Source organism: Maricaulis sp. W15 (assembly GCF_001924955.1).
GTDB lineage: Bacteria > Pseudomonadota > Alphaproteobacteria > Caulobacterales > Maricaulaceae > Maricaulis > Maricaulis maris.
The window spans coordinates 91,588-115,052 of record NZ_LQXG01000019.1 but is presented as its reverse complement, the minus strand read 5'-3'; the positions used below and the strand labels follow the sequence as shown (position 1 = coordinate 115,052).

The following is a 23,465-nucleotide window of genomic DNA, read 5'->3' as shown; positions in this document are numbered from 1 at the left end:
CAAACTCCCTCGCCCGCCTCACACAATCATGTCCACGTTTAAACCCGGTGAACGGAACAGATTGGATTTGAAGGATTGCCGGCGCAGCCCCCATGCTGACCGGTGCGGGCGTGCCGCGTTGCCCGACAGGCCTGCACAGGCTATGTGGCGCGCATGAAGACGCCTTCGACCTTTTCGCGCCGCCTCTCCGTGGCGCCAATGATGGACTGGACGGACCGGCATTGCCGGGCCTTTCACCGTGTCCTGACGCGAAACGCGCTTCTCTATACCGAGATGGCGGTCGACAAGGCGATCATCCATGGCGAGACGGCGCGCCTGATCGGCTTTGACGCCTCCGAACATCCGGTGGCGATCCAGCTGGGCGGCTCGGATCCGGCCGAGCTCGCGGCTGCCGCTCGCACGGCGCAGGATTTCGGCTATTGCGAGATCAATCTCAATGTCGGCTGCCCGTCCGACCGGGTCCAGTCGGGCCGTTTTGGCGCCTGTCTGATGCTGGAGCCGGAACTGGTTGCCGATTGCGTCGCGGCGATGCGCGAGGCGGTCACTGTGCCGGTGACGGTGAAATGCCGGATCGGCGTCGATAAGCAGGAGCCGCAAGCCGCGCTTTTCACCCTGGTCGACGCCTGCGCCGCGCGCGGCGTGACGAGCTTTGCCGTACATGCCCGCAAGGCCTGGCTCAACGGGCTGAGTCCGAAGGAAAACCGCACCGTCCCGCCGCTTGATTATGATCTGGTGCGCCGGCTCAAGGCCGAACGTCCGGAGCTGGAAATCATCCTCAATGGCGGGTTGGAAGACCTCGACCATGCGGTCCGTGAGAGCGCCGATCTGGACGGCGCCATGATCGGTCGCGCGGCCTATCACACGCCCTGGATACTCGCCCGCATCGACTCGACCCTGTTTGGCGAGACCGACCCGGTGGCGACCCGGTCGCAGGCGCTGGACGCCTACCGACCCTATATCGCGGCGCATCTGGAAAATGGCGGCCGCCTGCATGACATCACCCGGCACATGCTCGGCCTTTACGCCGGCGAGCCGGGCGCGCGCCAGTGGCGGCGCATCCTGTCGGAAAAGGCGCCGCGCGCGGGTGCCGGTCTCGACATTCTCGAGGAAGCGCAAGCGGCCGTGTCGCCGCGCGATGAGGCGGCCTGAATGACCGATATCTGGATTCTGGTGCTGGCGATGGCGGCGACGGGCGCCTTTGCCGGACTGATCGCGGGCCTGTTCGGCATTGGTGGCGGCGTCGTCATGGTCCCGGCCATGTTCTATGCCTTTCAATTCCTCGGCTATGACGATCCGCGCATCATGCAGGTCGCGGTCGGCACCTCGCTGGCGGTGATCATTGCCACCTCGGCCCGTTCGGTTGCCGCTCACGCCAAGCGCGGGGCGGTTGATTTCGCGGTCCTGCGCGCCTGGGGGCCGTGGATCGTGATCGGCACACTGATCGGCTCGCGTATTGCGCACATGCTGCCCGGCAATTTCCTGACCGGCCTGTTCGGGGCCATGGCGGTCCTGCTGTCAGCGCAATTCTTCTTCGGGCGTCCGGATTGGCGCTTGGCCGACGACATGCCCGGTGGCCCCCTGCGTTGGGGACTGGGCGGCGCAATCGGCGTATTGTCAGCCCTGATGGGGATTGGCGGCGGTGTGCTCGGCGTCACCCTGATGACACTGTGCGGCAAGTCGATCCACAAGGCGGTCGCCACCGCTGCCGGTTTTGGCGTTGCCATCGGCTTTCCCGGCGCTGTCGGCTTCGTCGTCAATGGCTGGGGCCAGGACGCGGTGCCGTATTCGCTCGGCTATGTGAACCTGCCCGGCTTCGCCCTGCTGGCCGGCGCCGCTTTCTTCGTTGCCCCGCTCGGCGCCAGGCTGGCGCATTCGCTGCCGGAAAAGACCCTCAAGCGCTGTTTCGCGGTTGGCCTGGTGATTGTCGGCGTCATGCTGGTGCGCGAGGCCTGGCTGGCGGCGGGCTGACAGCGACCGGTTACTCCGACCGCAGGATCAGCTGGTTGCGGCGGATCTCGATGACATCGAAGCGTTCCAGCACAGTCATGCCGAGCAGGGATCGATCGCCACCACGCATCACATGCGCCGATACCCGCTCGAACGTGCGTCCGGGCAGCGCCAGCGAGCGGATCTCGACGGCGGCGGCCATCGACCGGCCGGCGGCGGTCGAGGTCGGGATGGTGAAGTCGAGCCGATCGGTGCGAATGCCGACACGTCGGGCATCGTCCAGCGAGAGGGCGACACCCGTGGCGCCGGTATCGACCAGAAAGGTGACCTCGGTCCCGTTGATCTCGGTATCGATGTAGAAATGCCCGTCGAACTGACGCTCCAGCACGATCGCACCATCGCGCAGCTGCACGCCGCCCTGGCTGCGACGGGCACTGCCGGCGTCGACCGGTGCGGCGCCCCACAGGTCCTCGTATTGCCAGTCCGAATAGTCACGATCGAGAATGGCGACACTGCATGCCGCGACGCTGATTGACACCCAGGCAATGAGATTGCGGTGACGGGTGCGGTCCGCAGCGAGGGCAGAGCCGAGCAGGGCAAGGCCCAAAAGCGTCAGGACGACCGCCATGAAGACGCTTCGGAGCAGTGGCTCGACTTCGGTCCACAAGGGCCAGCTGAGCACACGCAGGACGACCAGCGCGATGGCAAGGACAAGCGCGGGCAGGGCGAAGCGGACGATCAGCTGACGCATCATGTCAATCCCGTGCAGTCTTGCGCGCTGCGGCATAGGCCGCCTCACGCTGCGGCAAAGCCGCCATCACCGCCGCGCGCTCGTCATCACTGTAACGCGTCCAGCGACCCAGCTCCTCCAGGGTCCGGAAACAGCCGACACATAATTGTGCTTTGGGATCAACGAAGCAGACCTGAACACAGGGCGTCTTGATCGGGGTCGGGACGGGCATTTGTGTCATGCGCTGCAGCATTCCGCCTGTGACCGGTTGAGGCAAGTGCTTGCCGCCGCAGGGGCGGGCGGAATATGGTCCCGTTTTGACCGGCCGGGGACTTTCATGGACGACCTTCTCCTGCAGGGGCGCAGCTTTGCGGGCCTGTTTCTTCTTGCAGGCATTGCCTGGCTCCTGGGACCGCGCAAACGCTTTCCTGTCATCCTGCTCGTCGGGGCCATCGGCCTGCAGCTGGTCATCGCCACGCTTCTCTACACGGTCGCGCCCTTCCGCGCCTTCCTGCAATCGCTGACCGGTGTCGTCGCCGTGCTGCAGGAGGTGACTAATGAGGGGGCGCAATTCGTCTTTGGCTATCTCGCTGGCGCCGAAGCCCCGTGGGTGACCGATCCGGCCGGCGGCTCCGGCTTCCTCTTTGCCTTCCAGGCCCTGCCCATGGTCATCGTGCTCTCGGCCCTGTCGGCCCTGCTGTGGCGTTGGCGTGTTCTTGAAGTCCTGGTGCGGGCCTTTGCCTATGCCTTCCAGCGTCTGCTCAACCTGTCCGGCTCGGCCAGTCTCGGCGCCGCCGCCAACATCTTCCTGGGCATGACGGAGAGCCCGGTCCTCATCCGGCCGCGCCTGCCTGATATGAGCCGCTCCGACCTCTTTTTGATCATGACGGTCGGCTTTTCCACCGTCGCCGGCTCGGTGATGGCGCTCTATGTCTCGCAGCTTTCCGGCATCATTGACGGCGCGGCCGGCCATATCTTCACCGCCTCGCTGATCTCGGTGCCTGCTGCGGTTCTGCTGTCGCGCCTGATGATGCCGGCCGAAGCCATGACGCCCGAGGCCGAGGCCAAGGAAAAAGTGCCGACCCAGATCTATCACTCCTCGATGGATGCGCTGACAACCGGCGTGTCGGACGGGATGCGGCTCTATTTCAACATCATCTTCATGCTGCTGGTCTTCACCGCCCTGGTCGCCCTGCTCAACGTTATGCTGGGGCTCTTCCCGGACGTGTTCGGCGCCGGTCTGTCGGTCGACCGCATACTGGGCTGGCTGTTCGCGCCCATCGTCTGGCTGGCCGGCGTGCCGTGGTCGGAAGCAACCCAGGCCGGCTCCCTGATGGGTCTCAAGACGGCCCTGAACGAAGTCTATGCCTATGACCGCCTGGCCCAGATCGGCGATGAGCTCTCGCCGCGCACCGGTCTGATCATGACCTATGCCCTGTGCGGCTTCGCCAATTTCTCCAGCGTCGGCATCCTGACCGGCGGCCTGGTGGCGATTGCCCCCTCACGCCGCGAGGACATCCTCCAGCTGGCACCGAAAGCGCTGATCTCCGGCACGCTGGCAACGCTGATGACGGGCGCCGCGATTGGCGTGCTGCCGCAGGGCTTGTTCGGGTAGTTGGATACCCATTTGTCGTCCCTGTCGAATGTCCGGCCTTCGCCGGGCGTCCATCAGGGATGACAATCGAAGACCGCACCGAACACAGACTCATTTTTCCCGGCCGCAGCCCCGCAAAAGCGGGGCGGAGAGCCGGGACCAACCAATCTGTCCGGCAAGCGATGAGTCTCCCGTCGGTCCCGGATGGCGCGTCGCGCCTCCGGGAAAAATGGGTTGGGATTGGCGCCCGTTTTCTTCCCCACAGCGTGGGGAAGTGGGCTCGGATTCGCATCGCGAAGCCGAGGTCGATGGGGCCGAGCATAGCGAGGAGGGGCCGCATGCTGCCCACGGCGCCACCTCTCCGTCTTGTCGCTCCGCGCCAAGCCACCTCCCCACGATGTGGGGAGGAAAGGCGCGCTCAATCCCCCCGCGTCGGCCGGCGAAATCGAGCGGGTAGCGCTTGCCGGCCAACTGCAGTGTGGTCGCCAGAGGCGGCCGGTCGGTGAGGGGCGCGAGGGACATCAAAACTCAATTATGGGTTGTCTATTGCTGCGGTTTGCAACAAGCTTGCATTCATTCCCTGATCTGGTGGAAAGGGCTGCGCCGTGCGAAATCTTGTGGCACCGACCTTGATCGCCGCCGGCCTTGCCGCGTGCGCGAGCTCTCCCGACGTCGAACAAGACATGATGACGCTTGATTGGGCGCGGACAGTGATCGTCTGCGATGGCCCGGTCATTGATCCGCAGTCGCCGGGTCGGTTTTCCATGCGGACATCTGTTCCCGCGAATTTGCGCGGGCAAATGGAGCTTCCATTCGGCCGTGCCGGCCGCTTGGCGCTGCAGCGTCAGGTGGAAGCAACAGAAAACGTTGACGTCGGCGAGGTGGAGCTTCACCTGAGCCGGTATGATGACGATGGTGACGCAGTTTTTGAGGTCAGCCTGTCCGCCACCACGCCAAGCGGTCGTCAAAGCTGGCTGATGCGTTTTGACGCCTTGCCTATGAACTCAGACGAGGCGCACGCGGAGCGGAGCATGACGGCCTTGGACGCCCCCTATGTGCTGTCCACCGAAGGGGTTCTCACCCGTCTGGACAATGGTCTGGCACACGAGTGGCCAGATGCGGAGGAGATGTTGGTTTCATTCGGAGAAATCTGCGCGGCTCTGTCCCAGAGCCAGGTGGGGTCAGTGGATGCTTCCTAGCTGATCTAATCCCCCCGCGCCGGCCAAAGCCGGCTGCGCAACCAGCCCACCGTCGAATTTCTCGCCAGGGACTGCCGGTAGGCCGTGTCCATGAAGCGGTCGAGGCCTTCCGCGTCGGCGAACAGGTCGGAGCGGGTTTTCATCGGGGCGTCGGGGTCGATGCGTTTGATCACCTTTGCCGGATTGCCGGCGACGATGGTCCAGGGTTCGACGTCCTTGGTCACCACCGAGCGGGCACCGACGACGGAATGATCGCCAATGGTGACGCCCTTGCCGACAAAGGCGCCATCGCCGATCCAGACATTCTTGCCCAGCTTCACCGGTCTGAACTCCGGCTGCGGGTCGACGCGGTCATGGATGGAATGCCAGTCGCAATCGGTGATGGTGACCTTGTTGGCGATCAGGCAGGCATCGCCGATCTCGATCTCGCCGGCCGCCAGAATACGCGTACCCGGTGCCAGGAAGACATGATCGCCCAGGCTGATCCGTCCGGCCTGGGTCTGCGGCGACCAGACCGTGAGGCGGACCTGGTCGGCCTTGTTGGCGATGACGTGGAGATAATCGCCGACGGTGATATTGGGGCCGAAGACTTCCAGCGCCCAGGGCTGGACGATCTTGGGTTCCCTGCCGATTTCAGCAAAGTGCGGCCACACGAAATGGCGTGCCCAGGCGTTCTCGAACTGCTCCCAGGCCTGGTGCATCCAATAAGGGCGATGGTCGCGGCGCATGGCGGTGTCCCGGTTGGGTGGGTCGGAGGCGGGCTGGCATTGCGGCTTGCCGCAGCGGCCCGCGAAGGCAAGTGTTTCGTCGACATGAGACAATAAGGGACCGGCCCTGTCTTGCCTGCGATGCAGGTCGGAGGTCAGGGCCGGAGCGTTGCGGTGACTTACAAGGTTGAATTGGATGCAGCGGCGGTCACCGCCTATCTCGACGCGGTCTTCCCGCAATGGAATCAGGGCGGGATCCGGTTCGGCATTGATGCCATCGAGCCGGGACGGGCGCGGGTGTCGGCCGAGGCCCGGGCCGAGCATTTGCGGCCGGGCGGAACCGTGTCGGGGCCGACCCTCTTCACCCTCGCCGATTTCGCTGCCTACGCTGTCATTCTCGGCCATGTCGGCAAGCAGGCGCTGGCGGTGACGACCAATCTCAACATCAATTTCCTGCGCAAGGCACCGCCCGGCCCGGTCACAGGCGAGTGTCGCCTGCTCAAACTGGGTTCGCGACTGGCGGTGACCGAATGTGATATCATGGCGGACGGTACAGACGACTTGATCGCCCATGCCAGTGCGACCTATTCCCTGCCGCCCAAGACCAGCTGAGGCCCAAGCCCGATGACCGATACGCCTGACACCGAGCCCACCGGCCCCGATCCGATCGAGGATATCATCCTGGCGCTGGTCGCTGCCGCGCCGGAAAACCGCTCGGTCTCGCCCGCCGATGTCGCCAAGGCAGTCGATCCGGAGCGTTTCAATCGCAAATTCGGCCATGTCCGCCAGGCCGCCATTCGTCTGGCCAAGGCTGGCAAGGTGACGATCCTGCGCAAGGGCAAGCCGGTCGAGGATCCGGAGACTTTCAAGGGTGTCTGGCGGATTGGCCGCGCCTGATCTCGACACGCTGCTGGCGGATATCCGCGCCTGCCGGGTCTGTGCGGGAGAGATGCCGCACGAACCACGTCCGGTCATCCAGGCCCATCCGGACGCCCGCATCATGCTGGTCGGGCAAGCGCCGGGCACGCGCGTGCATGCGTCCGGAAAACCCTTCACCGACCCGTCCGGCGACCGTCTTCGTGACTGGCTGCAGATGGACGAGGCGACCTTCTACGACCCCACAAAACTCGCCATCGTTCCTATGGGCTTTTGCTTCCCCGGTCTTGACGCCAAGGGGGGGGACCTGCCGCCGCGCCGCGAATGCGCGCCGCTGTGGCAAAAGCGGGTGCGCGAGCAACTCCCCAATATCGGGCTGACGCTGCTTGTGGGGCAGTACGCGCAGCGCTTCTGGCTGGGTTCGCAGGCGCACAAGACACTCACCGAAACCGTGCGCCATGCGGACCGCTATGCGCCCGATTTTCTGCCGCTCCCGCACCCGTCGTGGCGAAATAGTGCCTGGTTGCGCAAAAACCCCTGGTTTGGGGAAATAATTCTCCCGATGCTGCGATGCCGCATAAAAGATTTGTTACCGTGACCACGTTTCGGGGTGTTTTCGAGCGCTTGTGTGTTGTCGTCTGAAAGGGTATTCCGGCGCCCGAAATCGTGACCCCGTCACAGGTGGTCGCTACAGCTGAATAAAAGGGTTTGCTGCTTATGAGCGTTCTCGAGCATCCGTCTTTCGACAATCACGAGAAAATTCTCTTCGCGACCGACGAAGTGACCGGGCTGAAAGCCGTGATCGGTGTCCATTCCACGGTCAGCGGTCCGGCCTGCGGCGGTTGCCGCATGTGGTCCTATCCCAGCTCCGACGCCGCCCTCCAGGACGTGCTGCGCCTGTCCCAGGGCATGAGCTACAAGAATATCATGGCCGATCTGCCGATCGGAGGTGGCAAATCCGTGATCATGAAGCCGGAAGGCTCGTTTGACCGCCGCGCCCTGTTTGAAGCCTTTGGCCGCGCTGTTGAAAGTCTCAATGGCCAGTACATCACGGCCGAGGATGTCGGCGTAAGTCCTGACGACATGATGGCGGTTCGCGCCTCGACGGCGCATGTGGTTGGCCTGCCGGAAGGCAAGGCCGCCTCGGGTGACCCGTCGCCGGTGACCGCCGAGGGCGTGTTCCGTGGCATGAAGGTCTGCATCGAGCGCGGACTGGGCAAGTCCGACCTCTCCGGCGTCAAGGTCGCCATCCAGGGCGCCTCGGGCCATGTCGCGACCTATCTCGCCGGTCATCTCGCCAAGGCGGGTGCCGAGCTCTTCATCACCGATATCAACCAGGACGGCCTCGAGCGCCTGAAGGCGGAATACGGCGCCACGATTGTCGGTCTCGACGAGATCTACGACCAGAATGTCGACGTTTTTGCCCCGTGTGCGCTGGGCGCGATCATCAATCCGGACACGATTGACCGCATCAAGGCGAAGATCATCGCCGGCGCTGCCAACAATCAGCTCGCAACCCGTGAAATGGGCGCCGAACTGCTCAAACGCGGCATGATCTACGCGCCGGACTATGTCCTCAATGCCGGTGGCATCATCAATGTGATGGGCGAAATTGCCGGCGACTTCAATCCGGAATGGGTCAAGGGCAAGCTGATCGGTCTGGAAAAGACCCTCGGCGAAATCCTCGACCAGTCGGACCGCGAAGGCCGCCCCTCCAACCTCATCGCTGACGAAATTGCCCGTCAGCGCATCGAGGAAAAGCGCGCCGCCAAGCTGGGCAAAGCCGCTTAAGTCACACTGAAAGACGCTTGCGCTGAAACGCCCCTGCCGGATGGTGGGGGCGTTTTGCTGTGTGGGGGGGTATAGAGCCCCTTTGTCGTCCCTGATGGATGCTCGGCGAAGGCCGGGCGCAAGTTGGGGACCTATGTGGTGCTAAGTCGCGCTTAGCGCGGTATCATCCATACATCCCTTGTCAGCCAGCGGGCCGCATCCGGTTCTCTCGGCAAGGGATGTATGGACAGGTCTGCGCCTACGCGCTCGTCGCCACAACCCGCACATAAGCCGGATCCAACTCGACATTCACCCGATCGCCTTCGCGGATCGGCGACGGGGCCGGCGTTTGTGCCGTCCACTCTCCGGCTTCGCTGGCAAAGCGATGCGTCAGGTGCGGCCCGGCAGAGCGGCGGCGGGTAATGGTGCAGGGGCCATCGGGATCAAGGCTCAGCGCGAAGGCGCGCGGGCGGATCAGCACAGCGACCGGCTGGCCTTCGTCGAACCCGTTGGCATCGACGGGTCCGAAGGGTGTTTCGGCCTGACCGGCTGTGACGCGTGCCTCGATAATCTCGACATCACCCAGCAGCTTGGCGGCCGTAGCGCTGACCGGACTCATCCAGACCTCGTCGGGCGGGCCGGTCTGGATGATGCGGCCGCCATCCATCAATGCCAGCTCGTCGGCGACGGCCATCGCCTCTTCAGCGTCATGGGTGACGATGAGGGCGGTGGTGCCGGCGACACGCAGCGTGTCGACCGTGCGTTCGCGCAACTCGCCGCGCAGGCGCCGGTCGAGGCCGGAGAAGGGTTCGTCCAGCAGTACGACAGCCGGTTGCGGCGCGAGGGCGCGGGCCAGGGCAACACGTTGCTGTTCGCCGCCGGAAAGCTCGTGCGGATAGGCCTTGGCCTTGTGGCCGAGTTCGGCGGCCTCCAGTTGGGCCAGGGCTCGCGCCGTCTTGTCCGATCCTATCAGGCCGAAGGCGACATTGGCCAGCGCCGTCATGTGCGGGAAAAGGGCATAGTCCTGGAACACCATCCCGACCCGGCGCGCTTCCGGGGCGACATGGGTGGCCGCGTCATTCCAGATCGTGTCGCCGAGGCAGATCGAACCCGCCTCCAGGCGTTCCAGTCCGGCGATGGCGCGCAGAAGGGTGGATTTGCCGCTGCCTGAGGGACCCAGCAGCGCCGTGATGCGTCCGGCATGCAGGTCGAGGTCGGCGCCAGCCAAAGCGGCGTGGTCGGCCCGGTAGCGGCGTTCTGCGCCGCGAATGCTCAAAACTGTCGGGGCGTCCGTCATGCAGTTTCCCTCGGGCGGCACCCTACCGCGCCTGTCGGGATAGGTAGCGGGCCACGAAGATCATGGGAAGCAGGGCGACCAGCGGAATGAGGAGCGAGGGCAGGGCCGCCTCACCCAGACGTTCATCACTGGCGAAATTATGGGCGATGATGGCCAGTGTGTCGTAGTTGAACGGGCGCAGGATCATGGTCGCCGGCAATTCCTTGAGCACTTCGACGAAGACCAGCAGGCCGGCGGATGTGACCCCGGCGGCGATCAGCGGCCAGTGTACGCTGCCGACCCGGCGGCCGCGACTGGCGCCCAGAGTCCGTGCCGCGCCGTCCAGTGACGGTGTGACACGGGCGAGGGCGGTTTCGGCCGGGCTGATGGCGGCGGCGGCAAAGCGCGAAAGATAGGCAAAGACCAGCGCGCCGCCGGTGGCGGTCAGCAGGATCGGGAAGACCTCGCCGGTCAGGGCGCGCCAGGCCGGGTCGAGCAGGGCTTGTGTACCCGACAGGAGCGCGATCACGCCGACGGCTGCGACGGCACCGGGCACGGCATAGCCGAGGCCGGCGGCGCGCGCGGCCAGTGTGGCGATGGCGGTGCGGCTGCGCAGGGCGTAGGCGGTGGCCAGTCCGAGCGCGGCGGCGATCACGGCGGTGATCAAGGCCAGTGTGAGCGAGTGCAGGCTGGCGGCGGCGAGGCCGGGCGCCGTATCGGTGTGCAGGGCCAGCCAGGCGAGACGGCCGAGCGGGACGACCATGCCCAGCACCAGCGGGGTCAGGCAGGCGAGCAGCGCCAGCAGGCCGTGACCGGCACCCAGTTGCAGGCGCGGTGCCGGCTTGTGGCGGCCGGCCGCATTGACGCTGCGGGCGCGGCGGCGCTGGGCGCGTTCCAGCCCGAACACGAAAATCGCGATGACCACGAGGACCAGCGACAGGCGGGCGGCGTCGACCAGCGAGCCGGCGCCGCTCCAGGCCCGGATCAGCCCGATCGACAGCGTCGGGGCGCCGAGATGCGAAACGGTGCCATAGTCAGCCAGGCTTTCCATCACCACCAGGGCCAGGCCGGCGGCAATGGCCGGCCGCGCCATCGGCAGGGAGGTGCGCCAGAAGGCGGTCAGCGGCCCGGCCCCGAGCGTGCGGGCGGCGTGATAGGCGTCGGCGGACTGGCCGGCGAAGGTGTCGCGCGCCAACAGGAAGACATAGGGGTAGAGCACGAGGGCAAACATCAGCCCGGCGCCCCAGCTGCCACGAATGGTCGGGAAGAGACCACCCGTCATCGCCTGCAGCGGGCCACCGGCATGGCTGAGGTCGAGCCAGGCATAGGCGGCGACATAGGCGGGCACGGCGAGCGGCAGGATCAACACCCAGGCCAGCGTTCTGCGGCCGACAAATTCGGTGCGGGCGATCAGCCAGCCCAGCCCCGTCCCGATCAGCCCGGCTCCGCCGGCCGCGATCAGGGCGACAATGGCGGAGGTGGCCAGATAGATCGGCAGGCGGGTGCCGGCGAGGTGTTGGAGATAATCCCCGGTCTCACCGCTCAGTGCGATCCAGGCGACCGCCAGCACCGGGGCGGCGCAGATAGCAGCCGCCAGCACTGCCAGGCCGACTGTGCGGCCTGGCAGGCGGACATGACTGCGCAGGAAATGCGCCGGTGCCGGCATGCTTATTGCCAGCCGATCCGGTCGAAAATGCGTTGGGCGGTCTCGTTATTGTCGCCCAGTTCCGAGACGTTCAGCGTGTCTTCGTTGAAGGGCAGCATGGCGGCCAGTGTCGGATTGTCCCAGCTGACATCCGTGCGTACCGGGATTTCATTCGTCATCTCGGCAAAGGCGCGCTGGGCGTCATCGCTGAAGAAGAATTCGATCAGCGTCCGGGCTTCCTCAGGATGCGGCGCGTTGACCGCAATGCCGGCGCCGGAAACATTGACGTGGGCGCCGGTCGTGTCCTGGTTCGGGAAGAACAGGGTCACCGCGGCGGCGGCGGCCTGGGCGGCCGGATCGTCGGAATTGACCATCATCGCATAGTAATAATGGTTCAGGATGGCGACGTCGCACTCACCGGCGGCAATGCCGTTGATCTGGGTGCGGTCACCGCCCTGCGGCTCGCGGGCCATGTTGTCGACAATGCCCTGGGCCCAGGCCTGGGCATCCTCTTCGCCCAGATGGGCAACGAGGGATGCGAGCAGCGACTGGTTGTAGGCATTGCCGCTCTCGCGGACGCAGATACGGCCTTCCCAGCGCGGATCGGCGAGGTCTTCATAGGTCGCGATCTCGCCGGGCTGAACGCGGTCGTTCGAGTAGGCGATCACGCGGGAGCGCTTGGCAAAGCTGACCCAATAACCTTCCGGATCGATCAGGTTGGCCGGGATGTCGATGTCCAGATCAGAGAAGTCGGAGGCGGCGAACAGGCCGGCCTGTTCGGCCCGGTGCAGGCGGGCAGCGTCGACGGTGATGATGACATCGGCCGGGCTGCGCTCGCCATCGGCACGAACCCGTTCAATCAGTTGATCGCCACTGGCGGCGACCAGATTGACCTCGATGCCGGTCTGTTCGGTGAATGCGGCATAGATCGCGGCGTCGCTGGAATAATGGCGCGCGCTGTAGACATTGACGACACGGGCCGTGTCGCCGTCTTCAGTGGCCGGTTGGGAACAGGCTGCCAGCGCGGCGCTCGCCGCCAATGCGAGGAATTTCACGGATTTCATATCACACCCATTCTGCTTGGTTGCCGACAGTCTTCTCATCAATGAGAATGCTTCGCAAGAAATCCGTGCAGACTGGGGCAGTGCCAAGGCGGCGCACCCCCCTCCGCAGCGGCGGGAATGGACAGAATCGCACTGCCGCAGTGGCGATCACAAGCGCGATTCCGGAGATCGTGACGGTAGGGAAGGTAGGAAATGGTGGGCGATACTGGGATTGAACCAGTGACCCCCTCGGTGTGAACGAGGTGCTCTCCCGCTGAGCTAATCGCCCGGTGTTTCCGGAAAGCGACCGTATAAGCAGGCACTTCTAACCGGTCAACTACGCGAGGAAGTTGAAGTGCAGATGTGTCTCGCCTCATGTGCGACAACTTGCCACACCGTCATGCTCTCGTCATATGGCCGTCCTGCCTATATCAGCCTCCCCCAAGCTGGAACGCGGCCGCAACGGCCCGTCCCGTCAATCACCAGATTGGACGCAATTCCCGGCCGAGGGAAGCTTCGGTCGAGTAGGAGGTTTTGTTCATGAGTAATGATCTGTGCACGCCTGAAGGTGCGCGTCGTCTCAAAGCGCGTATTGAAGCCTATTGGGCCGAGCGCGGCTATGATGTTTCCGTGGATCTCGTGGAAGCCGGCTTCATGCCTGCCATGCGCTCTGCCCGCACGGATGTGCGCTCCAACCTCGTCAACGGCATGCCGACCCGCGCTGCCAATGATGCCGGTCGCGAGCGCCGCACGGCCTGATCAGGTCGTGGTTCGCCACAGATCGGCGAGCGCCAGCGGTACATCGCTGAAGACATGAATGACCCGGCCGGCTCCCAAGGAGTCGGCCGGTCTTTCACTGTAGCCATAACTCATGACCACGCTGGGCAGGCCGGCTGCCTGCGCTGCCGCGACATCCGGCTCGCTGTCACCTATGAGTGCCGCGCGGCTGTATCCGGCGCCCAGCGCGTCCAGGACATGGTCCGCCGCCGGTTTCTTGGCGCTTGTCCGTTCCGGTCCGATGATGCGGTCGAAATAGCCGCTCAGACCCATCTCCCCGATCAGCATGTCCGACAGGGCTGAAGGTTTGTTGGTGCAGACCGACAGGCGGCTGCCTTGCGTCTTCAACCAGGCCAGCGTTTCCTCAACCCCGTCGAAGACCTTGCTGTGGGCGGCCACGTCCTGGCCGTAGATCTCGATCAACCGGGCGGTTGCGGCATCTGCATCCTCCAGCACCCGGCCCTGACGCGCATGGGCGCGCTCCAGCAGCGCGCGCGCGCCACGTCCCACCATGGCGCGGACTTCGTCCAGGGCCACGGCCTGCAGGCCCAGCGGACGGATGACCGCATTGAGGGCGCGCAGCAGGTCGGGCGCGGTGTCGACCAGGGTGCCGTCCAGGTCAAAGGCGATCGCAGCGTCGGCAAACAGGGCGGCGTCACGGGAGTCGAGCATGATTTCAGGCCTTTGAGCGAGCAAAGCAGGAGAAGCTAGGTTACGCGCGCCGGAGCGATAGGCTATAGCGCTCGACAGGTCGAAACCGTCGATTCCACAGGACAAGGAAGCCGCAATGTCCCGATCCCGCGCCGCCATCATCCTCGCCGCCGGCCAAGGCACGCGGATGAAGTCGAAAACGGTCAAGGTCCTGCACAAGGTGGGTGGCCGCCCGATGCTGGACTGGGCCGTCGCCTTGGCCGCCGATTGCGGCGCCTGCGATATCGTCACGGTCTGGGGGGCTCATTCGCCGGCCGTACGGGATGCCGCCGAAGCGCTGGGGACGCGCACCGCACTGCAGGATCCGCCCAAGGGCACCGGCCATGCCGTGCAAGCCGCGCGCGCCGCCCTGACCGATCTGGCCGGCGATGCCATTGTCCTCTACGCCGACACGCCCCTGATCACCGCCGCGACCGTGGCGCGGGTCTTTGAGGCACTCGAGGGCGGCGCATCGGTTGCCGTCCTGGGCTTCGAGCCGGAGGACCCGGCGGCCTATGGCCGGCTGATCACCAATGCCGATGGCGATCTCGACCGGATCGTCGAATACAAGGACGCCAATGAGGCCGAACGCGCGGTCGGCCTGGTCAATTCCGGCGTTCTGGCGGCGCCGGCGGAACTCCTGTTCGACCTGTTGGCCGAGGTCACCAATGACAATGCCAATGGGGAGTACTATCTCACCGATGTTGTCGGCCTGGCCCGCAAGCGCAATCTGCGCGCCGCGGTGGTGGTCGCCGATGCCGACGAAGTGCTGGGCGTGAATTCCCGCGCCGACCTGGCTGAAGCGGAAGCAGCCTTCCAGGCGCGCATGCGCGCCCAGATGATGGCCGACGGCGTGACCCTGATCGCGCCGGAGACGGTTTTCTTCGCCCATGACACAAAGATTGAACGCGATGTGGTGATCGAACCCAATGTCGTGTTCGGCCCCGGCGTGGTGGTCGAGGAGGACGTGGTCATCCACGCCCATTCCCATGTCGAAGGCGCGCATCTCAAGCGCGGCGCCCATGCCGGACCCTTCGCCCGCCTGCGCCCCGGCGCCGAGCTCGGCGAGGGCTCGAAAGTCGGCAATTTCGTCGAGATCAAGAAATCGCAGCTCGCAGAGGGCGCAAAAGTCTCCCACCTTACCTATATCGGCGATGCGTCGATCGGCGCGAACGCGAATATCGGAGCCGGCACCATCACCTGCAATTACGACGGATATGACAAGCATCGCACGGTGATCGGCGACAATGCCTTCATCGGGTCGAACACCTGTCTCGTCGCGCCGGTCACGGTCGGGGCGGGCGCCTTCACGGCGACCGGAACCATTGTGACCGAGGATGTGCCCGCTGATGCGCTTGCGCTCGCCCGCACGCCGCAAACCCACAAGCCGGGCTGGGCGGCCCGCTTCCACACCGCCAAGCAAGCCCGCAAGGCCAGAAAGGACAGCCAGACATGAGTGTGACGGATCGTTTGAGCGACAAGAGCCTGTATCGCACCGACAGCTTCATTGATGGCCAGTGGGTCAGCGGTGAGGGTGGTGTCGATGTGCTCAACCCGGCCAATAACGAGGTCATCGCGACGGTCGGTGATGTCGGCGAGGCTGGCGCGCGCAACGCGGTTGCGGCCGCGACGCGGGCCTTCGAGACCTGGAAGAAGGTCTCACCCTTCCAGCGCGCTGCCCTGTTGATGAAATGGCACAAGCTGATCCTGGAAAACGCCCAGGACCTGGCGACCCTGATCACCCTGGAAATGGGCAAGGTGAACAAGGAAGCGCAGGGCGAAGTCGTCTATGGTGCTTCATTCGTCGAATGGTCGGCCGAGGAAGCCAAGCGCGTCCATGGCGAAACCCTGTCGACGCCTTTCCCGGGCTCGCGCGGTTGGACCATCCGCCAGCCGATCGGCGTGGTCGGCTGTATTACGCCGTGGAATTTCCCGGTCGCCATGATCACCCGTAAATGTGCGCCGGCCCTGGCGGCGGGCTGCACCATGGTGATCAAGCCGGCACCGGAAACCCCGCTCTCGGCCCTGGCCCTGGCCGAGCTGGCCAAGCGCGCCGGCATTCCCGATGGCGTCTTCAACGTTGTTTGCGGCGACGCGCCGGCGATCGGCGGCGTGCTGACCGGTTCCAGCGATGTTCGTATGGTCGGTTTCACCGGCTCGACCGCGGTCGGGAAATTGTTGATGAGCCAGGCCGCGTCGACGGTGAAACGCGTCGCGCTGGAACTGGGTGGCAATGCGCCCTTCATCGTGATGGATGACGCCGATATCGAGAAGGCGGCCGACGGTGTCATTGCCTCGAAATTCCGCGTCTCCGGCCAGACCTGCGTCTCGGCCAACCGCATCATCGCCCAGCCGGCCATTGCCGACAAACTCGTCGCGGCGCTGGAAGCGCGCGTGTCCCGGCTGAAGGCTGGCGACGGCTTCGACAGCGAGACCACGGTCGGCCCGTTGATCCACATGACCGCCGTCGCCCGCGTCGACAAGCTGGTGCAACAGGCCCGCGAGGCGGGGGCCCGCATCGTCACCGGCGGCAAGCCGCTGACCGAGGAACTGGGCGGATCCTTCTATGCCCCGACCCTGATTGATGGCGGCGACCCGTCCATGGATGTATCCTGCTCGGAAATTTTCGGACCGGTGGCCTCGGTCTATCGCGCCGAAACCGAGGCCGACATCATCAAGCTGGCCAATGACACGCCGTTTGGCCTGGCCGCCTATATCTACACGCAGGATGTCGGCCGGGTGCACCGTCTGACCGAAGGCATTGAATACGGCATGATCGGCGTCAATGCGCCCATGGTCGGGGCTGCCTCGACACCCTTTGGCGGGGTCAAGGAAAGCGGTATTGGTCGCGAAGGCGGCAAATGGGGCGTCGAGGAGTTCACCGAACTCAAATACGTGCTCCTCGGCGGTGTCGACCAATGAGTGCCGAACGCCAGAAGGCCCGCGCCGCAGCGGCTGCTCTCGACTATGTCGAAGATGGCATGACGCTGGGACTCGGCTCGGGCTCGACGGCAGAGATTTTCTTGCGCCTGCTCGGCGAGAAGGTGAAGGACGGCCTCAAGGTGCGCGGTGTTCCGACCTCGCAGCGCACGGCCGAGGTGGCGGTCGAGAATGGCGTGCCGCTGATCGATGTCGACCATGTCAATCAAATCTCGATCACCATTGACGGTGCCGATGAGGTTGATGGCCGTTTCCAGCTGATCAAGGGTGGCGGGGCTTGCCTGTTGCGCGAGAAGATCATCGCCAATGCCTCCGACCTGATGATTGTCATGGTCGACGAGACCAAGCTGGTCTCGACCCTGGGCAAATTCCCGCTGCCGGTGGAGGTGGACCGTTTCGGTTTCTCGTTGACCGCCAAGCAGGTCTATGAGGCGCTGCGCAAGGTCGGCATCACGTCACCGGATGTGCAGCTGCGCCGCAAGGGTGACGGGCTTGAGCCGCTGGTCACCGATGGCGGCAATTACATTCTTGATTGTGCCTGCGAGGCTATCCCGGACGCTGGTGCCGTTGACCTGGCCCTGAAAGCGATCCCCGGTGTGGTCGAGCACGGCCTGTTCATCAATCTGGCTCGTGTCGTCATCGTCGGTGAGGACGGTGACGCCCGGGTGATGGAGCTTTAGGCTCTGTTGCACGCAATAAGGCAATTTGAATGACCCAGTACGACTACGACCTCTTCGTCATCGGCGCCGGTTCCGGCGGTGTGCGCGCGGCCCGGATGGCCAAACAGCATGGCGCGGCGCGGGTCGCCGTGGCCGAGGAATATCGGGTCGGCGGGACCTGTGTGATCCGCGGCTGCGTGCCCAAGAAGCTGCTGGTCTATGCGAGCGAGTTCGCCAAGACGTTCAAACTGGCGGAGAGCTATGGCTGGAGCGTCGGCGAGACCTCGTTCAGCTGGGAAAAGCTGATCAATGCCAAGGATGCGGAGATCGACCGCCTGTCCGGCATCTACAGCCGCAATCTCAACAATTCCGGCGTCGAGGTCATCGAGGAGCGGGCGGTATTCGAGGACGCGCACACGCTCCGTCTGGTGAAGTCTGGCCGGACTGTCACCGCTGACAAGATCCTGATCGCGGTTGGCGGCACGCCCGTCGTGCCGGAGATTGAAGGGGCCGAGCTGGGGATTTCTTCCAATGAGGCCTTTCATCTTGAGACCCTGCCCAAGCATGTCGTGATCGCCGGTGGCGGTTATATCGCCTGCGAGTTCGCGCAGATTTTTGCCGGCATGGGCTCCGAGGTCTGCCAAGTCTATCGCGGCGACACGGTGTTGCGTGGCTTCGACGATGATGTGCGCAGCCATGTCCATGAAGAGCTGGTGCGGTCCGGTGTGCGGGTGATCACGCACACGGTGTTCGAGAAGATCGAAGCCCTGCCGGATGGGCGCAAGCGGGTCCATCTCGACAATGGCAATCATGTCGATACTGATGTCGTGATGTATGCGATCGGCCGCAATCCGCATGTCGACGGGTTGGGCGTGGACAAGGCCGGCGTGGCGCTCGATCCGAAGGGTGCGATCAAGGTCGATGCCTATTCCAAGACCTCGGCAGCCAATATCTACGCCGTCGGAGACGTCACAAACCGGGTCAATCTGACGCCCGTGGCGATCCGCGAGGGCGCGGCCTTTGCGGCGACCGTGTTCGGTGACAAGCCGACGGCCTATGATCACGAAGACATTGCGTCAGCGGTGTTTACACAGCCGCCTGTTGGCTCTGTCGGCCTCTCGGAGGCCGATGCGCGCAAAAAATTTGCACAAGTGGATGTTTACAAGACCTCGTTCCGGCCTATGAAACTATCCCTGACGCCCGATGCCTCGCGGATGTTGATGAAACTCGTCGTCGACGGGGAGACAGAGCGGGTGCTGGGCGTGCATATTGTCGGGCCGGATGCGCCTGAGATGATCCAGCTGGCCGGGATCGCCGTGAAGGCGGGCCTGACCAAGGATCAATACGATGCGGCCTGTGCCGTGCATCCGACCAGTGCGGAAGAGTTGGTGACCATGAAAGAAAAATGGACACCGCCGGAGTTGAAAGCAGCTGAGTGACATGACCTGGTCTCCCCAATCCTGGCGCGCAAAGCCCGTCAGCCAGATGCCCACCTACAAGGATCAAGCGAAGCTGGAGGCGGTACTCGACGAGCTGTCGGCCCGTCCGGCGCTGGTCTTTGCCGGTGAAGCGCGGCGCTTGCGTCGCCAGCTGGCAGACGTCAGCGCGGGCAGGGCTTTCCTGCTTCAGGGCGGCGATTGCGCGGAGAGTTTCAAGGAATTCTCCACCGAGGGCGTGCGCGACACCTTCCGTGTGCTGTTGCAGATGGCGGTGGTGATGACCTTCGCCGCCTCCAAGCCGATCGTGAAAGTCGGCCGGATCGCCGGCCAGTTCGCCAAGCCGCGCTCCTCCGACACCGAGACCATCGATGGGGTGACCTTGCCCAGCTATCGCGGCGACAGCGTCAATGGTCCCGAATTCACGACCGAGGCCCGCGAGCCTGATCCGCAACGCCTGATCCGCTCCTATGACCAGTCAGCCTCGACACTGAACCTGCTGCGGGCCTTTGCGTCCGGCGGTTATGCCGATCTGCACAATGTCCACCAATGGACCCAGGACTTCGTCAGCGACAGTCCGGCTGCCGAACGTTATGCCGAGACCGCGACCCGTATCTCCGAAGCCCTGGCCTTCATGAAGGCCTGTGGCATCGGCCGTGACAGTGCGCCATCGCTGGAAGCGGTCGACTTCTTCACCAGCCACGAAGCGCTGCACCTGCCCTTCGAGCAGGCGCTGACCCGCCGCGATCCCAATACCGGGCAATGGTATGCCACGTCGGCGCACATGATCTGGACCGGTGAGCGCACTCGTCAGCTTGACGGCGCCCATGTCGAATATGCCCGCGGCATTTCCAATCCGGTCGGCGTCAAATGCGGTCCGACCATGCAGCCCGACGATCTGCTGCCGCTGATTGATGCCCTCAATCCGGACAATGAGGCCGGGCGCCTTGTTCTGATCGTGCGCATGGGCGCGGACAATGTCCGCAACAACCTGCCCAAGCTGGCGGCAGCGGTGACCAAGGCCGGCCGCAATGTGGTCTGGTCGTCCGATCCGATGCACGGCAATACCCACAAGACCGGCAATGGCTACAAGACGCGCGATTTCGATCGTATCCTGCTGGAGCTCGAGAGCTTCATGGATGTGCTCTATGCCGAGGGGGCTTATCCCGGTGGCGTGCATTTCGAGATGACCGGTCGCGATGTCACCGAGTGCGTTGGCGGCGCCAAGACGGTCACCGAGGCCGATCTGGCGGCGCGCTATCACACCCATTGCGATCCGCGCCTCAATGCCGACCAGGCCCTCGACATGGCCTTCCGCATCGCCGAGAGCCTCAAGCGGGTGCGCGGCAATAACTCCGCCGCCAACGCGGCCTGAGACGCGTCTTTCCTCCCCACCGGCGTGGGGAGAAACCCCAAAGAAAAACGCCGTCCGGATCGCTCCGGACGGCGTTTCGCTTAATCAGGACCCGATGGACTGATTAGATGTCTTTCAGGGCAGCCGCCGGACGGAAAGCCGCCTGGGTGCGAGCCTTGGACATCATCGTTTCGCCGGTGCGCGGATTGCGCACTTCACGGGCTTCACGGTGCTTCGCATAGAAGGTGCCGAAGCCAGCGATCTGGACGCTGTCGTTTTCCTTGACCGAGCCGACGATGGCTTCGATGGCGGAATCCACAGCTTCACCCGCTTGGGCGCGGGACAGGCCGGTCTTCTCGGAGACGGCTTTGGCGAGATCAGACTTGTTCATAGGGTTCCCCCCAGTTGTTCGCGGTCCGGCAAGCACGGTCATCGTATCCGTCCGGTTGCCGCGTGTTCGTTGACGGTCCATCAAGGCCAAGAACTGCCCATGATTGCAAGCTGCAACAGGCGAATCCGGGCCAAATCGCTGCAATTTCCCCGGTAAATCACGGTTTTTCACAGCTCGGCCCCCAAATTGCGTACATTCCACAGCATGTATCAGGGTGAACCGCATCATAACGCGCCGGTCGCGAATCGTCCGATTCGCATGCTCCCGTTCGCACTTGCAGCAGGTTTGGGCGCGTATGTGCTCGCGCTTCTCGCAGGTGCGGGGGAGACCTGGTCACCGGTTCTGGCCGCCATTGCGGCTGGCTGGACGCTCGGTCGGCTGACCCGGCGCTAGCAATCCCAGGCCGTTGGCGCCTGGCAGGGACGCGGCTCCGAAATCCCGGACACCGCGCCCCCCCCCGTTATCAGATCTTGACCAGCATCTTGCCGGTGTTCTGACCGGTGAAGAGGCCCGAGAAGGCGGCGGGGGCTTGGTCGATCCCCTCCATCACGGTCTCGGCCGGCTTGATCTTGCCGGCGGCTATCCAGGCCCCGAGATCCTTCACGAAGTCCCCGAACATGTCGGCATGGTCCGACACGATGAAGCCGCGAATGGTCAGCGACTTGCCGACGATCTGGGTGAGATTGTCGGGCAGGGTCGCGGCGCCGGTATCATTATAGCGCTGGATCATGCCGCAGGCGGCCATGCGGCCTTTCGGACGCAGGGAGTTGAGCGCTGCGGTGAAATGCGTGCCGCCGATATTCTCGAAATAGCCATCAACCCCATTGGGGGCGACTTCGGCGATGGCAGCGGTGAGATTGTCGGTCGCCTTGTAGTCGACGACATGATCGGCGCCGAGCGATTTGACGAAGGCGCATTTCTCCGCCCCGCCGGCCGTGGCAATGACGGTGGCGCCTATCGCCTTGGCGAACTGCACGCCCGAGGTGCCGACCGCGCCGGCGCCGCCGGACATCCACAGGGTCTCGCCGGCCTGCAGGTCAATCATCCGCTTGATCCCGACATAGGCGGTCAGGCCCGGCATGCCGGCAATGCCCAGGAAGGCCTGCGGCGGCAGCACCGAGGTGTCGATCTTGGTCAGCGCCTGGCCGGGCGCCACATAGCCTTCGCGCCAACCGAACATGGAGGAGACATGATCGCCCGGCTTCAGCCCGTCGAAATTGCTCTCGATGACTTCGCCGACGGCGCCGCCTTCCATCACCTTGCCGAGTTCGAACGGCCCGATATAGGTGCGCACACCGCTCATGCGTCCGCGCATGTAGGGATCAACCGAGATAAACAGATTGCGAACCAGGACTTCGCCCGGGCCCGGTGCGGGGATGTCTGTCTCCACGACGTCGTAGTATTTCGGATCCGGTGCGCCTTTGAGATAGGTATTCAGGTGGATTTCACGCGATTTCATCAACCAACTCCCGTTTCTTTCTTATGATGTGGACATTTCTGCAAAAACTTCCGGCGAAATGAGCGCCATGAAATGCAGGCCGAACTCGTTCTCCAACACCCAGTCGATGGTGATGAAGGTGCCGATCATGGTGATCAACATCGTGATCGGCAAAAGCGCAACCAGCCCGGCGAGGCGCAGGCCCAGTGCGATCATCGACCGGCCGTAGAAATGGGCCAGCATGACACCCGCGATGATGAAGAAGGCGAGCAGCGCGATCAACATGCCGCCCGCAATGCCGAAGGCGCCCAAAGTGTGCAGAGGGATGAGCGCGATCATCACGATGAAGCTGGCATTGGTCGCGACCAGGTAGATTTGCAAATGGCCCCAGAGCGGCGTCGACGGCCGGTAGAGTTTGAGCGCGATCAGGTAGGGCAGGGATGACAGGGCGGTGATGGGCCACAGCGTGATCGACTGGATGGCCTGAAGCTTGTCTTCAACCCGTTGAAAGGTCAGCGGCGTTTCGAAGTCGACGCGGGCCGAGGCGAGCCAGGCCGCAATGTCGAGATCGGCGTCCGACGCCGTCATCGATTCCAGCGTCGCCGTGAGCGGGGTTCCGAACAGGGCGGCGACGACAAACTGGAAAGAGAAGAGGGCGATGAAAACTCGGATCGGCGACAGGTAAAGCGCATAGTCACGTGACATGCCGGCCGTCGCGACCGCGACGGGTTTGAGAAAACAGTCGCGCATGGTCCGGAAAATCCGGGCATCGACGTCAAAGACCGCGATGGACAGGGAATCGAGCGGCGTATCGCTGTCTTTTGCGCGCTTGGCGCCGTCAATCTCTTGTCTGTCTGGCACGCGCATCCCCCGTATTCGCGTCATCCTAGGCCTCGCGCCGGTCGGTGCAAGCCGGGATTGCCGGACCTGATCGGCTTGTCGGCAGTGCCTGCCCTGCAATTGCCCGAAACAAGTGGTGATGCATGTCCCGCT

General features: G+C 64.2%; 24 protein-coding genes and 1 tRNA gene. 14 read left to right on the top strand and 11 right to left on the bottom strand.

The window, feature by feature from the left end; genetic code table 11:
• The first annotated feature begins 153 nt into the window (after positions 1–153).
• Positions 154–1,149: a tRNA dihydrouridine(20/20a) synthase DusA gene (gene dusA / locus AWH62_RS13355; protein WP_075190993.1), complete on the top strand. Its 996-nt coding sequence runs from the start codon at positions 154–156 to the stop codon at positions 1,147–1,149.
• On the top strand, positions 1,150–1,968 hold the full coding sequence (locus AWH62_RS13350; RefSeq protein WP_075190992.1) for a sulfite exporter TauE/SafE family protein: 819 nt from the start codon (positions 1,150–1,152) through the stop codon (positions 1,966–1,968).
• Between the two features lie 10 nt (positions 1,969–1,978).
• On the opposite strand, the gene AWH62_RS13345 is transcribed toward AWH62_RS13350, so the two are convergent.
• Positions 1,979–2,698, bottom strand: a complete 720-nt coding sequence (locus AWH62_RS13345; protein ID WP_158025632.1) for a TIGR02281 family clan AA aspartic protease — start codon at positions 2,696–2,698, stop codon at positions 1,979–1,981.
• Positions 2,699–2,702: 4 nt separating this feature from the next.
• Positions 2,703–2,918 (bottom strand): DUF1289 domain-containing protein, encoded by a 216-nt coding sequence (locus AWH62_RS13340; RefSeq protein WP_083635216.1) that lies wholly within the window; start codon positions 2,916–2,918, stop codon positions 2,703–2,705.
• Between the two features lie 96 nt (positions 2,919–3,014).
• Between AWH62_RS13340 and AWH62_RS13335 the strand changes: the two genes are divergently transcribed.
• Positions 3,015–4,292 carry a NupC/NupG family nucleoside CNT transporter gene (locus AWH62_RS13335; protein ID WP_075190990.1) on the top strand — a complete coding sequence of 426 codons (1,278 nt, stop codon included), beginning with the start codon at positions 3,015–3,017 and terminating at the stop codon, positions 4,290–4,292.
• Positions 4,293–4,876: 584 nt separating this feature from the next.
• Positions 4,877–5,470: a hypothetical protein gene (locus tag AWH62_RS13330; RefSeq protein WP_143743057.1), complete on the top strand. Its 594-nt coding sequence runs from the start codon at positions 4,877–4,879 to the stop codon at positions 5,468–5,470.
• 5 nt (positions 5,471–5,475) lie between these two features.
• Here the strand turns inward: AWH62_RS13330 and AWH62_RS17225 are convergent, their stop codons facing one another.
• Complete coding sequence (locus AWH62_RS17225; RefSeq protein WP_075191150.1) at positions 5,476–6,198, bottom strand: DapH/DapD/GlmU-related protein; 723 nt, start codon at positions 6,196–6,198, stop codon at positions 5,476–5,478.
• Between the two features lie 120 nt (positions 6,199–6,318).
• Here AWH62_RS17225 and AWH62_RS13320 point away from each other — a divergent pair, with 120 nt between their 5' ends.
• The 4 genes from AWH62_RS13320 (at position 6,319) to AWH62_RS13305 (ending at position 8,844) form a co-directional block, all read left to right on the top strand.
• Positions 6,319–6,789, top strand: coding sequence for a PaaI family thioesterase (locus AWH62_RS13320; protein WP_198928902.1), 471 nt, complete (start codon positions 6,319–6,321; stop codon positions 6,787–6,789).
• A gap of 12 nt (positions 6,790–6,801) precedes the next feature.
• The gene (locus AWH62_RS13315; RefSeq protein WP_075190988.1) at positions 6,802–7,074 is read left to right on the top strand and encodes a DUF3253 domain-containing protein; all 273 of its coding nucleotides are present in this window, start codon (positions 6,802–6,804) and stop codon (positions 7,072–7,074) included.
• A 52-nt stretch (positions 7,075–7,126) separates the two neighbouring features.
• Complete coding sequence (locus tag AWH62_RS13310; RefSeq protein WP_369823724.1) at positions 7,127–7,651, top strand: uracil-DNA glycosylase family protein; 525 nt, start codon at positions 7,127–7,129, stop codon at positions 7,649–7,651.
• A 119-nt stretch (positions 7,652–7,770) separates the two neighbouring features.
• Positions 7,771–8,844 (top strand): Glu/Leu/Phe/Val dehydrogenase dimerization domain-containing protein, encoded by a 1,074-nt coding sequence (locus tag AWH62_RS13305; RefSeq protein WP_075190986.1) that lies wholly within the window; start codon positions 7,771–7,773, stop codon positions 8,842–8,844.
• A 238-nt stretch (positions 8,845–9,082) separates the two neighbouring features.
• On the opposite strand, the gene AWH62_RS13300 is transcribed toward AWH62_RS13305, so the two are convergent.
• The 4 genes from AWH62_RS13300 to AWH62_RS13285 form a co-directional block, all read right to left on the bottom strand.
• Complete coding sequence (locus AWH62_RS13300) at positions 9,083–10,120, bottom strand: ABC transporter ATP-binding protein (RefSeq protein WP_075190985.1); 1,038 nt, start codon at positions 10,118–10,120, stop codon at positions 9,083–9,085.
• A gap of 22 nt (positions 10,121–10,142) precedes the next feature.
• The gene (locus tag AWH62_RS13295) at positions 10,143–11,765 is read right to left on the bottom strand and encodes an iron ABC transporter permease (protein ID WP_075190984.1); all 1,623 of its coding nucleotides are present in this window, start codon (positions 11,763–11,765) and stop codon (positions 10,143–10,145) included.
• Between the two features lie 2 nt (positions 11,766–11,767).
• Entirely contained in the window at positions 11,768–12,808 is a 1,041-nt protein-coding gene (locus tag AWH62_RS13290; protein ID WP_075190983.1) for an extracellular solute-binding protein, read from the bottom strand.
• 193 nt (positions 12,809–13,001) lie between these two features.
• Positions 13,002–13,076, bottom strand: a tRNA-Val gene (locus tag AWH62_RS13285).
• A gap of 251 nt (positions 13,077–13,327) precedes the next feature.
• On the opposite strand from AWH62_RS13285, the gene AWH62_RS13280 reads away from it, so the two are divergent.
• Positions 13,328–13,546: a phosphoglycolate phosphatase gene (locus AWH62_RS13280; protein WP_075190982.1), complete on the top strand. Its 219-nt coding sequence runs from the start codon at positions 13,328–13,330 to the stop codon at positions 13,544–13,546.
• Here the strand turns inward: AWH62_RS13280 and AWH62_RS13275 are convergent, their stop codons facing one another.
• On the bottom strand, positions 13,547–14,236 hold the full coding sequence (locus tag AWH62_RS13275) for an HAD hydrolase-like protein (protein ID WP_075190981.1): 690 nt from the start codon (positions 14,234–14,236) through the stop codon (positions 13,547–13,549).
• Between the two features lie 115 nt (positions 14,237–14,351).
• On the opposite strand from AWH62_RS13275, the gene glmU reads away from it, so the two are divergent.
• The 5 genes from glmU to AWH62_RS13250 are packed head-to-tail and all read left to right on the top strand — an operon-like array spanning position 14,352 to position 20,664.
• Complete coding sequence (gene glmU, locus AWH62_RS13270) at positions 14,352–15,710, top strand: bifunctional UDP-N-acetylglucosamine diphosphorylase/glucosamine-1-phosphate N-acetyltransferase GlmU (protein ID WP_075190980.1); 1,359 nt, start codon at positions 14,352–14,354, stop codon at positions 15,708–15,710.
• A complete protein-coding gene (locus AWH62_RS13265; protein WP_075190979.1) occupies positions 15,707–17,176 on the top strand; it encodes an NAD-dependent succinate-semialdehyde dehydrogenase in 1,470 nt (489 codons plus the stop codon). The genes glmU and AWH62_RS13265 overlap by 4 nt, the downstream gene beginning before the upstream one ends.
• On the top strand, positions 17,173–17,874 hold the full coding sequence (gene rpiA, locus AWH62_RS13260; RefSeq protein ID WP_075190978.1) for a ribose-5-phosphate isomerase RpiA: 702 nt from the start codon (positions 17,173–17,175) through the stop codon (positions 17,872–17,874). The genes AWH62_RS13265 and rpiA overlap by 4 nt, the downstream gene beginning before the upstream one ends.
• A 29-nt stretch (positions 17,875–17,903) precedes the next feature.
• Entirely contained in the window at positions 17,904–19,292 is a 1,389-nt protein-coding gene (gor, locus tag AWH62_RS13255; protein WP_075190977.1) for a glutathione-disulfide reductase, read from the top strand.
• A 1-nt stretch (position 19,293) separates the two neighbouring features.
• Positions 19,294–20,664 (top strand): class II 3-deoxy-7-phosphoheptulonate synthase, encoded by a 1,371-nt coding sequence (locus AWH62_RS13250; RefSeq protein ID WP_075190976.1) that lies wholly within the window; start codon positions 19,294–19,296, stop codon positions 20,662–20,664.
• A gap of 103 nt (positions 20,665–20,767) precedes the next feature.
• On the opposite strand, the gene AWH62_RS13245 is transcribed toward AWH62_RS13250, so the two are convergent.
• The 3 genes from AWH62_RS13245 to AWH62_RS13230 form a co-directional block, all read right to left on the bottom strand.
• The gene (locus tag AWH62_RS13245) at positions 20,768–21,034 is read right to left on the bottom strand and encodes an HU family DNA-binding protein (protein ID WP_075190975.1); all 267 of its coding nucleotides are present in this window, start codon (positions 21,032–21,034) and stop codon (positions 20,768–20,770) included.
• Positions 21,035–21,497: 463 nt separating this feature from the next.
• A complete protein-coding gene (locus tag AWH62_RS13235; RefSeq protein ID WP_075190973.1) occupies positions 21,498–22,493 on the bottom strand; it encodes an NADP-dependent oxidoreductase in 996 nt (331 codons plus the stop codon).
• A 21-nt stretch (positions 22,494–22,514) separates the two neighbouring features.
• A complete protein-coding gene (locus AWH62_RS13230; protein WP_158025631.1) occupies positions 22,515–23,333 on the bottom strand; it encodes a DUF3667 domain-containing protein in 819 nt (272 codons plus the stop codon).
• Positions 23,334–23,465: the final 132 nt, after the last annotated feature.